The organism is Candidatus Palauibacter sp. (assembly GCF_965208055.1).
Lineage (GTDB): Bacteria > Gemmatimonadota > Gemmatimonadetes > Palauibacterales > Palauibacteraceae > Palauibacter.
In genome coordinates this window covers 3,261,311-3,273,315 of the sequence record NZ_CBDBNY010000004.1, presented here as the reverse complement: position 1 = coordinate 3,273,315, position 12,005 = coordinate 3,261,311, and the positions used below count along the sequence as shown (strand labels likewise).

Genomic DNA, 12,005 nt, shown 5'->3' with positions numbered 1-12,005 from the left:
CGCCGCCGAAATATGATACATGAATAGCGACCGGGAAGCTCTTCACGAAGACGGCTTATTGGTAATGTTGGTGGAGGTAGAGATGGCATAAGACTTGACCTTTTGTTGTGAGTTGACGTAGCATGAAGATACGGTTGTACGTACCCTGTAAATACTACGATTCACGGGAGTTGAAGTGGAAGAGAAGAAACAAGATCGTCGCGACCCGGTGCCGACGAAGGACGAGCTACATGCGAAGTACGACGTGCCGTCCGAAGCACCGGGCTTCGAGGGCGCAACGCCGCAGGCGCTGGCCCGTGCGCTGTTCAGGCAGATCCGCAAACGAAGAAGTGATGGGAAGAGGGGAGGCTGAGCGTTGTGAGTAAGATCGATCCTGAATGGACGGCAACAGTATCGGGCGATTGTTATTACGCGCAATTCAACGCCGCAGGTGCAAGTTTTCGCACGTCCACGATGGAGTTGGTTGAGTGGGGCGCGGAGATAGTACGAGCGGTACAAGCCGGGCATGGAACGATGGAAGAGTACCTGACGCTAGGCCATCGGCCAGAGCCGGAAAGCCGGTATGATCCTAACGCTATCGCCATTGATCTGTGTTGGCCCGGGTGACAAGAAGTTCCTAGGTGGACGCAAGTCATCAACGTATCGTCATTGTGGTTATGTACCTGAGGAGTTGGCGGAAGTAGTATATTCGAGCGGCTTGCTCTTGGAGCCGGACCTGTTTTTCCTGTTATTGGACCATATCTGGTACGGTGACGAGAACCCCGAGGTGTTCCGCATGGCCGTGAATTTGTTCGTGGACGAGGATGGTTGGAAGTCGCTTCACGCCGGTCTCAGCGAAGCGGCGGCGTGGTCGTCCGTATGGGGGATTGGCATGCTGTCGCCAGACGGAGGCCGTACATTTGAAGTGACTCGGGGGGAACAACCAGAGAATCCGTACCCGAAGGTAGTTTGAGTGAACGTGAAGCCCGTTACACCTTTCTTTGTAATTCCCCTTCCGAAGGAGGAGTGGGCCTCCGTGCTCGCGTCCTCGGGCCACCGCCTGGGCGCCGAGATGGCACGATTGCTTCCGGCAGCCATCCGGCACATCGGGGACAGGTACGGCGGGGACGCCTCGGGTATCTGGACCGACGGGAGCAGCGGCGCTGCGGTGGCCAGACGGTTCCTGGCCTTCGACGGAGTGGGCCCGAAGATCGCCAACATGGCCGTGAACATCCTGATTCGCGACTTCGGCATCCGCCTCACGGCGCCCATGCCCGACATTGCGGTCGACACTCACGTCCTGCGGGTGTTCGAGCGGCTGGGCCTGCTCCAGTTGCGCGCTCGCGAGCTCAACCCGGAGTGGCCGGGGGAACTCGACTGGCCGGCATGGCATCTCGGGAACAGGTGGTGTCACACGGGGCGCCCGCCGGAGTGTGGCGTGTGTTGCATGAGATCGGTGTGCCCGAAGCACGGGGTCCTTCCGGACTCAACGGCTGGATCGTGAAGGTGAGCGCGACTGCCCGGTGTGTGTCCACCTCAGCCGCGTGACGAGACGAAGCAGGCTACGACGAGCGCGACCTCAATCGCTATCGCGCACCGGGGGCGTATCCGAAACGATGTCGAACCGGAAGGACGGCAGGGGCTTGCGCGCTATTGCGTCTCCGGTGTCGGGATCGCTATCCACCGCGCCGTCGCGAGTCGTTCGGAGTTCAAGTAGTTCCTCGATTCTTGGGACATCGTCGGCCGCTGCCTCGACTCGGAAGACGTACACCTCGCCCTCTGGAAGTAACTCTCCTTGTTGTTTGCGACGGTCTCGAGCGTGCTGGAATATTCCTTCTCGATGCACGATGGCCATCGCGAGGTCAAAACGCGCTCTACCGTCGAGCGTTACGGAGTCTCGCTTCGGCGGGCCATCAAAGTGCGCTGGGCCCTCCTGAGGCAACACGCCTACATCCCCGACGGCTTCTCTATCGGCAGGCTCTCTCGATAGCCGAAATACGTCGACCACGGCGACACGGAGGTTATGGATGCGCGTCGGCGACTCGTTCACAATCTCAACAACGGCTCGGACTCTGTCCTCGGACTTCGCAACAACCGGGACGATCCGAAAGCGCGGCTGGAAGGCCTCGTAGGCTCGGTTCGCCTTCAGCACCTCCGTTCGCCAAAGGAGGAATCCTGCGGTTGCAACCATCACGAGGAGGAAGAAGGCGATCGCCGCCGTAATTGGCCAGCGAATCGTCGGAGCGAGAAAGACCGCCAACCCCCCACCCAAGGAAACGACGACGGACGCAGCCCTCATCGGCCAGATAATCCAGCTCTGCCCACTCGACCAGAGTGCACGGGCGAAGGACCACGGGGTTGGTTTGGTTGGGGGCCTATGGGCCGGCGGGGCGTTGACCTCTCTCATGCCGTACGTTACCGCCTCCGCCACTGCCACGGCGAGGACGGCGGAGCTGCGACTCCCAGCGCCCGCGGCTGGCTCAGCTAGCCTTCCTTCGTTGCGGTGATGATCCAGAGTCCATGTAACTCGAGGAGGGTCTGGTCTGGAGCAGGGCGTAGCCGCCAGCGATGAGTCGCCACTCCTCTAGCAAGGCGCAGTTGCTTGTAGCCAAGTTCGCCGATCGCCGCGATCCCATCCGCCAGATGAACCGGCACTCCGCTGGCTCGGGTCAATCGCTTGAGTTGCTTGCCCCAGAGGTTCGAGCCGTCCGTTATGAAGAGCCCACCCTCTGCAGGGAACCGGTCCAAGATCGTCCCCGCCAAGCGGCCCCTGAGGATGCTGAGCGCGCTCCCGCCCTCGCCCTGGCTGTCCTTTCGGTGAAACGCGACGCTGATCCGCGGTATGCCCACAAGCGCAGCACGCGCGTCGCAGCATTTGAAATCGACCGCCGGGCCCGGGGGGAGGGTGCGCTTCAGCCGGTTCCAGTCCGGGACCCTTCGCCTGTCGATGTCGCAGAACAGGATCCGGTCGACAAACGGAGCGAGAATCGCTGCGGACTCCTGCACATCAAGACCGCAAGCGGGATAGAAGCCGACCCTAGGGGTCTCGGGTGCGGTCACTGACCAGTTGTCCAAGGCCCGAATCCAAGCGGCTGAGGGAATCGAGGTCGTTCATCGTATTCTAGAACGGTAAGCACCTGACAGCTGCGGCCCCAGAGGGACGGTTTCCACCTTGTCTGCGTGACGAACCGAGCGGCGCGACGGGCTCGAGCCTCACCCCGGCGTGGACGTTTGCTGTCAGCATCTGGACGATTCGTTTCGCCATCTCGCGATCGTGGGCTCGACAACTTGCTGCAGGTACTTCGAGCGGGGAGATCTCCCCCACCACGCCGACGGGCCGGGTGCCGACGGATGGTTGAACGTCAGGACATCCACTCGCTCTCCAGCAATTCGACCGTGCTCAATGGTCGCGGGACCATCGTACGAGGCGGTCGGCTTCGACCCGAGTCCGAGCGGACCACCGATCCAGTCTCGGACCCCTTGACCCTCGGCAACGATGACCGTCGGTTCGAGAATCTCCATGGTCCCGAGGAAGTGTCGAGCGCAGTTCCGCCGCATCAGCGGACTCGAAGCGCCCTTGCCCGCCCTCATGCCGTCCGGGGGATCGTTCAGCGCGGAGCAAAGAAGAGCGTTGACGAGGGCGAAGCCATCGAAGATATGCGCGGTCGACGCGCCGTCCGCGAAGAGCCGTTCTCCTTCCTCGTTGGTACCAAGGCGCCTACCAAGCAGCAGTCGCAGTATCGAGGTGGTGCCACGCATATGTGGATTTCGACCGCTGAAACTCTCGCTGGCCGATCCGTCGATCATCGACGTGCGGCTCTTGAGGTCGACACGCGCGAAAGCCTGTCCGTACTCCTGTCCAACCACGACGATCCGCAGTTCCTGATCGCATACCACGAGATCGTAGTGCTTGCCGACGTGGCTCATCTGGCCCTCGTAGAAATACGGGGGTGCGGTGGCGCGGCAGTCGCGGTGGTGTTTGCAGATGAAGCGATCACCGTCGAGCAGGTTACGGCGAACGTATTCTCCGAGGTTCCGCATCCGCCTCGCAGTGCGGTCCGGGTCGGACTTGATCAAGGCGGGGATCCATCGATTCCGTCGTTTCCCCCGTCCGCGTCGATCAGGACCGGGACTCTCTGGCTCGCCAGGCATGCACTCCTCTCGCCGCCCCTCGTGGGCTTCCGTGGCCCCACCAAGTCGCTTGCTTTCCGTCGGCCTTGACATTGTCACGTCTTGATGTTTACAATTCTGACATGATGGCCTACCATGAGTGACGGACCGTGGAGGAGCTTGCCGATGCGACGGCACTGGAAACAGGTCGCAAAGCAAGCAGAGAAACGAGCCTTCTCAACCGACGAGCTTTCCGGAGCGTTAGAGGCTGCGCTCCAGAAGGAGGCGAAGGCGCTTCCTCTTGAAGCGGTCTGTCGCGCTGTCGCCCCCGATGGCCAAGGCGTTCTGTTCACGCCCGACTTGAGCGTCGAGTTGGATGCGCTCAAGCGGGAGCATCCCGGGTCGAAGGTCGCCCAAACGTTCGTCACCTGTTTGCTCGACGAGGAATCCAGCGGCTCATCTGGATCTGATCTGGTGGAAGCGGCCGTTGCTGACACGCTTGACGAGTGCGCTCGCGATCACTCACGTGCCATTCAGGAACACTACTACAGGAAGAACCGCTCACCCACGGTCGCCGTTGACCGTCGACTCGCCTCGGCCCACCGCCTGTGTGATTTTCATGGTTTAGCATCTCGGATGATTGCACCGACTGGTTCCTCCGCTTCGTCCCCCAGTCCTGCGAAACGCTCAGGGCTTGATGACGGGCCGCAGCTGTGATCCAGCTGGCGTCCGGCGCGTTGCCTCCCGAAGTGAAGGTAGCTGTTTGCGAGCCCGGGAGTCCACCGCGCGATGGCTGGCTCAGGTGTGAACTCAACCGGAACATCCAGTTCTCTACGGCAGCCCTCGAATCCTACGCCTTCTCCAGGTGGGAGACGCTGATCTTCGATGCGATGCTTGTGGCGGCGAGCGTGGAATTCACCGACCTATCATGTCGGCGCCCGTCTCTGGGATGGTCTCGACGCCTATCGATTCGTATTCCAGTAGATGATCCAGACCGCTGGGAAGAGCCAGCGGCGAAAGACGGATTGCTGGAGGCCCTCGAGTTCGTCACGGGCGACCACTGGTCGCTCAGTTTCTTCAAGCGCACGGGGGGGCTGGAGCACTCGGGAGGAGACCGCTTCCCTCTATTCCCCCCGTCCAAGGCCGTCCTACCCTACAGCGAAGGCGTCGATTCGCTGGCGGTCGCAGGACTCGCCAAGGCTTGTCTTGGCGACGACGTGGTGCGCGTGCGCGTCGGTGGAGTGGAGCGTGCCACGAACGCCAACGGACGGCCATTCGTTTCGGTACCCTATCGCGTTAGAGCCACGCGCCACGAGCCGACCGCGATGAACCGTGGATTCAAGTTCGCGATGATCTCAGGACTGGCGGCCTACCTGACCGGCGCGAACAAAATCATCATCCCCGAGAGCGGACAGGGTGCCCTTGGGCCATCGCTCGTGAGCGTTGGACATGCCTATTACGATTACCGCAATCACCCGCGGTTTATGCGCCGCATGGAGCGGTTCCTGGCAGCGCTTCTTGAACAGTCTATCCGCTACCGCTTCCCCCGCCTCTGGTGCACGAAGGGGGAAACTCTTGCGCGCTACGTCGCCATCGATGGCGATGAGACCTGGCGGTCTACCAAGTCCTGCTGGCGAGACAATCGCTGGAGCTCGGTCCGAGGGTCGTGGCGCCACTGCGGGGTTTGCGCTGCGTGTATGTTGAGGCGCGTGAGCGTTCACGCGGCCGGCCTCTCGGAAAACCCGGAGACCTACGTCTGCACTGACATGAGCGCGGCCACGCTGGCGTCGGCGGTAGACCCCGACTTCAAGCATCTGAACGACGCCTATCGAGACTACGCCATCGCGGGAGTCAGGCACATGGATGACCTCGCCGAGATGGCCGATGTCCGAGCACGGCGGATCGTGAGACGGCACGCAGCTTCTCTCCGACGCGTTCTCCGGCACACCGAGGATTCGGAGGGGCACCTGATTCGCCTCTTGGAACGCCATGCAGCTGAGTGGAAAGCGTATCTAAATTCGTTGGGGGCAGGTTCGTTCGTCAGGAACTGGATTCGGGGTGACCGATGAGCTTGATCACCGAGACGTTGGCCGACCCCGCCATCGGTGAACGCCTCCAGGCCGCGCGGCAGGTGGCGCGATTCACTCAAGCCGAGGCGGCTGAAAAAATCCAGATTGCGCGTACCACGCTCGTCGCGATTGAACAGGGGCGACGGCGAGTCAAGACTCGAGAATTGCAGGAGCTTGCGTTCCTATACGGGACCTCCGCAAACGCGATTCTGCGACGAGACGCGGTTCACCTTGATCTCGTGCCCCAGTTCCGACGACTGCGGCGAAGCGCTGACGGGGCAACGGATGGAGCCGCACGACTTCTTACCGACTTGGTGAGTGCCGAGGTAGAGCTGGAGAATGCCCTCGGTGTCGAGCGGCATCGCAACTATCCTCGCGAGAAGCGCATCCTTCCCGGCGACGTTCGCGCGCAAGCGGAGCAGGACGCGCAAGATTTGCGTATCTGGCTTGGACTTGGAGGAGGTCCAGTCAAGGATGTCGTTTCCATGGTGGATCTGGACCTCGGGATTCGCGTGTACCTGCGGCCTCTCGACAGCCGCATCTCCGGACTGTTTGCCTACGATGACGCAGCGGGCGCATGTATGCTCTTGAATGCCAGCCATCCCAGCGGTCGGCGCACGTACACTGTCGCACACGAGTTGGGACACTTCACTTCAACGCGTCGAGAGCCGGGTGTCCTGAGGGCCGATAGCAGCCCGAGTTCGCGGGAAGAGCGATACGCGGACTACTTCGCGCGTTCCTTCTTGACTCCTGCGCACGCCGTCAAGCAGCGTTTTGCCGAACTGACGGCAGGTCATTCACACCTCACGCGCCGTCATGTGATTCTTCTGGCTCACTGCTTTGGCGTCTCGCGCGAAGCCATGGTCCGGCGACTCGAAGAACTAGGGCTTGCTCGCGATGGAACCTGGGATTGGTTTCAGGCCCACGGGGGCATTACGAACAGGCAAGCGGAGGAAGTGCTAGGCGCGTCGCCCAACAAGCAGGAGGATGGGATTTCGCATCTGGATTGCGTCCCGCCACGTTTGGCGCTTCTCGCACGCGAAGCATGGAAGAAGACCTTCTACAGCGAGGGCCAGCTCGCACGATTGCTCAAGCTTCATCGTCTCGAGGTGAGGCAGCTTCTTGACGGTGTGGAGACCGAAAAAAGCGAGGCTGATGAACTCGTCGAACTTCCCCGCTAACCCAGACATCCCCGTCGTGGCCGATGCCAGCGTGATCATCAACCTCAACGCGACTGCGAGTGCGGCCGCGATTATCGGTGCTTTCCCGAACCCTTTCTTCGTGACCCCCAACGTCCTCCGTGAGCTGTCCCTCGGCGGGTCCCATGGACACCGATGCGGGGAAGAACTCGAAGCATTGATCAGCCAAGGATCAATTGCGTTGGCGGAACTCAGATCTTGCGATGACGTTGTCTACCGGTCGCTCGTCGAAGGCGGATTCGAGAGGACTCTGGACGACGGAGAAGCCGCAACGATCGCCTATGCGGTGGGGCACGATAGCCTCGCGCTGATCGACGAACGCAAGGCAAGGAGGATATGTGCTGTCCGTTTCCCTAGCCTGCTGTTTGCGTCGACAGTCGCAATGCTACTCCACCCCTTGGTGGCGGAGCGACTTGGGGAGCCTGGCCAGAGCGAGGCGATCTTCTTGGCGTTGCGCGATGCGCGCATGCAAGTTCCCCGTCAGCGACTCCGCGAAGTCATCGACCGTATTGGCGCCGACCGCGCCGCTGAGTGCCCGAGTTTGCCTCGGTCGTTTCGCGACACCCACACGGATCGAGCACGTTGATCCAAGAACCAGGGATGCGTAGGTGCGTATTCGGACGAAGCCGACCGGTGATTCCGATCCATGCCGATCACGTTGGAGGAGCAGAGATCCATAGCGGAGCCGGGGTGTGGGGTTGAGGGTTGGAGTCTACCGGCTGTCACCGACCTTCCTCGAGAGTCGTAGAGCCTCCTCATGGAAGCGCCCTTGAGGGTGATCCGGTGTGCGTTGTCGAGGAGGCGGTCGAGGATGGCGTCGCCGAAGGCGGGATCTCCGACGACGTCGTGCCAGTGCTCGACGGGAACTTGGCTGGCCAGCCGGGTGCCTCCACGGGCGTAGAGGTCGTCGAGGATGAAGAGTCGGGTTCTGGCGAGCCGTTGGACGACCTTGGGGTAGGTGCCCGTCCCCGCGGGCGATGGTGAGTTTGTCCAGGAGCCGTGAGAGGTGACAGTAGCTGGTGGAGATGCCGTGGCGGCAGGCCTGGTCGCCGAGCACCCAAACGATTGTGAGATTTGCCTGAGCCGGTGGTACTGTTACGGTGACGAATTCACACCGTAGAGTTCCCGCACCACGCGATCCAGCTCTTCCTCCTCGGCGGTCACGTCAGCTTCGATGTCGGCGCGCTTGGCCGCGAGGATGGTATTGACGATGCGAACGACCCGCTCCTGGTCCCCTTCGGCACAATCTGGAATCGGCAGCTTGCCCCAGTCGGCCGGGTAGAGATGGATGTTGCTACGACGATTCGCGAGAAGGGAATCCCGCGCAGACGTCGAGTTCATGACGCCCAGTAGGTACTTCGTGGCAAAGCGGCTGCTGGTTTCCTCTAGATCCTCCCGTCGGGGCAGATCCGGGCGTCTTGGCCTCTCATCGACGTATCGGGTCTTGAGCTTGATGGATCGATTGCGAACAGCGGAGAGGTCGTGCCATCGGATGAACCCTACGCAGCTCTCGGGGAAGCGTAACTGTTCAGTGTCGAGACACGTCATTGGATCAGGACCGGGACTACGTTGTGCGATCAACTTTTCTGCGACGTCGTACATCTCCGGGAAAGTGGGGCGACTGAACAGCACGGGGGCGCGCTGCGTCCCCCACTCAATCCACCGGTGAGTTGCCGGGAGCCACTTGGCCAAGTGCTTTCCTTCCACGAAGCGCTTGCGATGCTGTTCGTCTTGCACGTTTGACACAAGATCCATCATCCGAAACGCTCCCGGCGCGCGCCTCTCGTGAGCGTGCACGACCATGCCCTTGCTGATGTAGCAAATCCGACTCAGCTGGATTGTTGGGCTTGTGTGATCCTCAGTACGGGAAACGGGGATCCCCTCGGGGAAGAACGTCTGCCGCGCAGTAAGAGAGCGTTGCTCGCCTGTCGGCAGTCGCGTAACCTTGCCGAATCTCTCGTCGTGAAGCCGCCGCTGGGGCTGGTTCACACGGCCGTCCGCCCTCTGGTACACGAAGATCACGTTGTGAACGGCAGCGTCAAAGACTCTCAACCTACTCAGGAAGTCCAAGCGAACGATGCGTGCATTACGCAGGAACCAATCCCGGGATTTCTCCGCATATTTGGCGTGGCAGTAGGCGTCGGACACGATGTAGGCCATCGTTCCGTTCGGGCTCAGCAGTTGGAATCCCTTCTCGATGAATGGCACGAACAGGTCCCACTTCTCCCATAGCGTCTTGTACTGCCCGCTGGCCATGATGGTCTCGCGGAGTTCGCGGTGCCGATCATCCGGGAAATCCGCTCGTACGTACGGCGGGTTGCCAAGCACGATGTCGAAGCCGTCGCGCACACCGAACATGTGCTCAGCGTCGAACCAGTCGGCCCTGGCGTTCTGGTCGTATGGATCCCACTCGGCGATCCTCGTGGCCACGGCTTCGGAGAACCCGGCGTCCTCGAGCGCCGTGCCAAGCTTCGTCCGAAGCGTCCGGTCCGTGCGGATGCAGTACAGTTTCTCGGGTCGAGTTCGCGCGTGGAAGTGCCGCTCCCGGTTGGCAGCGAGTTGCTCCTCGATGTCATGCACGTTGTCCCCCGGAAAGGTGCGCTGCGTCTCGGCCAGACCCAAGAGCGTGGAAGCCGCGACGAATCGCGTGTCCAGATTGGGAAGCGGTCTGATCCCCATGTTCTCCGCGGAGTCATCTCGCTCCTGCTCGATGGCGAGCGAAATGAAGAACCGCAGCCGTGCGATCTGGCACGCAATGGACTGGATGTCCACTCCGTAGATGCTGTTCTGGATGAGGTAGAGCTTCCGTCCGAAGTCGCCGGAATAGCGCGCAAACGCTTCGCTGATCTCGAGCAGCTCCGCATCTCGAGCGACTTTCTGTTGCTCATCAAAGGCGGAATCGGCCTGCCCCATGGCCCGTTCCTTCTGGAGTTGCTGCCAGACCGTGTTGTCCCGATCAAGTCGCCGAAGGGCCAGGGTCAGCTTCTGGAGGACGGCCATGGCGAAGGCCCCGGATCCGACGGCCGGATCGAGCACCTTCAGCGTTGAGATCGCGCGCGTGATCGCGTGGGTGTCCGCTCTCTCGAAGAGCTCGCCGGCGTCCTCGTAGTCCAACAAGTAGCGGAGGCGTTCGCGCCAGAACACGGGGTCGCCGTCCGAAGGCTTGGCCTTGGCTTCGATCGCTGGGATCAGGGTCTGATCCACAAGGTAGTCAACGATCTTCCGTGGCGTGTAGAACGAGCCCGTTCGCTTCCGGTCTCCCCGCACGCGCTCGCGTGTCTCGGGATTGTGCGCCGCGAGCAGGTTCTCGAATACTCGGCCGAGCAGTTCCGGGTCGAGAGCGACCTCTACGTTGACTGGCGTGTTCTCTTCAACTGTGAACTTGTAACTCGCTAGGAGCCCCAAGAGGCCCTCGGCCCCGAAGAAGAGCTCGTCGGGCACGTTGAGCTGTTCCCATGCCTCCCGGCGTGCCCGAGCGGCTTCCGGACCGTCGCGGGGATCGGGATCGCTGAACATGTCGATGCGCCTGCCCCCGGCGCTCCTCGACTGCTCGTCGTCAAGGCAATCGAAGAGGCCGCCGTTGATGAACGGCGTCCGCTGCATCAGGAGCTTGAACCGTTCGATGTCTTTAATCAGGCTTCGGTATCGATAGCGGGAGAAGACGCGGTGGGTGGTCCGCGTGCGGGCGCTGAACCGCCGCTGGTCCATCGGCGTGTTCAGCGTGGCGAAGAACAGGTTCTGCAGCACCGCCCGGTAGTAGTCCGATCCGTCGAAATCGCGCAGCAGGCTCCGCATCGCGGACTCGTCGAACCAGTCCTCGGCCACCAGCCCCTTCTCCTTGACGAACCAGACGAACAACATCCGCGTGATCAGGCGAATCACCTGCTCCTCGGCTGGCGCCGCGTCGGGAAACTTGGCCTCCGCGACCGCCCGCTCGAACCACCCGAACAGCTCCCTGTAGAACTGCTTGTTCAGCGCCTCGGTGTCGAGCACATTCTCCCAGGCTGCGTGGAGCGCATCGAACGTGCGGTGCTCGAGCGCCAGCGACGGCAGGGCCAGCTCCGTAAGAATGTCGACGTGCGCCCGGTGCGGGTCGGCCACCCGGATGTCCTTGATCAGCGTGGCGCGCTCCAGCACATCGCGATCCCGATCACGCTTGTGGGCTCGGCGGTGGATCACCGCCAAGGTCAGGGCGGTGGACCCGTCGCCGCGACGATGCCGGAAGAAGATGATGCCGGGCATCTTCAGGGGACGATTGACTGCGCGCGTCATGGCAGCCAGCCTGTGGCGCGGATGGTCGCCTTCCCTCAGGTCCACGGCGAGGAAGAGAAACGACTTCGCCCGACTCTTTTCCCACCGGTGCGGGTCGGCTTCCCCACTGAACAGGTCCACCTGCCTGCCGAGTTCGGCCTCGGTGTACTGCAACACCATCTTGATCCGGTTCCATGTCTCGCGGATCATTTTCCGAGGCCGCTCGGGGATCCGGCGACCATCGGTCTCCCTATCGGCCCAGTCGAGGAAGTCCTCCGGCCCGTAATCGAAGTCCTCGTCGCAGCGCTCACTCCCATAGCCCAGAACCCCGAGCAGCGCCTCGGCGCGGTCTCGTAACGGTTCGACCTCGAAGGCACGGAGGGCCTCACGAACCGCT

General features: G+C 61.9%; 12 protein-coding genes. 7 read left to right on the top strand and 5 right to left on the bottom strand.

Annotated features, from left to right (window positions below):
• The first annotated feature begins 175 nt into the window (after window positions 1-175).
• From ACOGXI_RS14415 to ACOGXI_RS14405, 3 genes are all read left to right on the top strand, one after another.
• Window positions 176-352: a hypothetical protein gene (locus tag ACOGXI_RS14415; protein WP_419939515.1), complete on the top strand. Its 177-nt coding sequence runs from the start codon at window positions 176-178 to the stop codon at window positions 350-352.
• A 210-nt stretch (window positions 353-562) separates the two neighbouring features.
• Entirely contained in the window at window positions 563-952 is a 390-nt protein-coding gene (locus ACOGXI_RS14410) for a hypothetical protein (protein ID WP_419939514.1), read from the top strand.
• A gap of 63 nt (window positions 953-1,015) precedes the next feature.
• Window positions 1,016-1,483, top strand: coding sequence for a hypothetical protein (locus tag ACOGXI_RS14405; protein ID WP_419939513.1), 468 nt, complete (start codon window positions 1,016-1,018; stop codon window positions 1,481-1,483).
• Window positions 1,484-1,558: 75 nt separating this feature from the next.
• On the opposite strand, the gene ACOGXI_RS14400 is transcribed toward ACOGXI_RS14405, so the two are convergent.
• From ACOGXI_RS14400 to ACOGXI_RS14390, 3 genes are all read right to left on the bottom strand, one after another.
• On the bottom strand, window positions 1,559-2,278 hold the full coding sequence (locus ACOGXI_RS14400; RefSeq protein ID WP_419939512.1) for a hypothetical protein: 720 nt from the start codon (window positions 2,276-2,278) through the stop codon (window positions 1,559-1,561).
• Between the two features lie 185 nt (window positions 2,279-2,463).
• Window positions 2,464-3,054: a hypothetical protein gene (locus ACOGXI_RS14395; protein ID WP_419939511.1), complete on the bottom strand. Its 591-nt coding sequence runs from the start codon at window positions 3,052-3,054 to the stop codon at window positions 2,464-2,466.
• Window positions 3,055-3,216: 162 nt separating this feature from the next.
• The gene (locus ACOGXI_RS14390; protein ID WP_419939510.1) at window positions 3,217-4,056 is read right to left on the bottom strand and encodes a hypothetical protein; all 840 of its coding nucleotides are present in this window, start codon (window positions 4,054-4,056) and stop codon (window positions 3,217-3,219) included.
• A gap of 219 nt (window positions 4,057-4,275) precedes the next feature.
• Here ACOGXI_RS14390 and ACOGXI_RS14385 point away from each other — a divergent pair, with 219 nt between their 5' ends.
• From ACOGXI_RS14385 to ACOGXI_RS14370, 4 genes are read left to right on the top strand one after another with little or no spacing between them, the layout of a single operon-like run.
• Window positions 4,276-4,806, top strand: a complete 531-nt coding sequence (locus ACOGXI_RS14385) for a hypothetical protein (RefSeq protein ID WP_419939509.1) — start codon at window positions 4,276-4,278, stop codon at window positions 4,804-4,806.
• Window positions 4,803-6,158 carry a 7-cyano-7-deazaguanine synthase gene (locus tag ACOGXI_RS14380; protein WP_419939508.1) on the top strand — a complete coding sequence of 452 codons (1,356 nt, stop codon included), beginning with the start codon at window positions 4,803-4,805 and terminating at the stop codon, window positions 6,156-6,158. The genes ACOGXI_RS14385 and ACOGXI_RS14380 overlap by 4 nt, the downstream gene beginning before the upstream one ends.
• Window positions 6,155-7,339 (top strand): ImmA/IrrE family metallo-endopeptidase, encoded by a 1,185-nt coding sequence (locus ACOGXI_RS14375; protein ID WP_419939507.1) that lies wholly within the window; start codon window positions 6,155-6,157, stop codon window positions 7,337-7,339. Before ACOGXI_RS14380 ends, ACOGXI_RS14375 begins: the two co-directional genes overlap by 4 nt.
• On the top strand, window positions 7,314-7,943 hold the full coding sequence (locus ACOGXI_RS14370; protein ID WP_419939506.1) for a hypothetical protein: 630 nt from the start codon (window positions 7,314-7,316) through the stop codon (window positions 7,941-7,943). The genes ACOGXI_RS14375 and ACOGXI_RS14370 overlap by 26 nt, the downstream gene beginning before the upstream one ends.
• Here ACOGXI_RS14370 and ACOGXI_RS14365 read toward each other — a convergent pair.
• The gene (locus ACOGXI_RS14365; protein ID WP_419940212.1) at window positions 7,838-8,431 is read right to left on the bottom strand and encodes an ATP-binding protein; all 594 of its coding nucleotides are present in this window, start codon (window positions 8,429-8,431) and stop codon (window positions 7,838-7,840) included. The genes ACOGXI_RS14370 and ACOGXI_RS14365 overlap by 106 nt on opposite strands.
• 21 nt (window positions 8,432-8,452) lie before the next feature.
• Window positions 8,453-11,818 (bottom strand): Eco57I restriction-modification methylase domain-containing protein, encoded by a 3,366-nt coding sequence (locus ACOGXI_RS14360; protein WP_419939505.1) that lies wholly within the window; start codon window positions 11,816-11,818, stop codon window positions 8,453-8,455.
• Window positions 11,819-12,005: the final 187 nt, after the last annotated feature.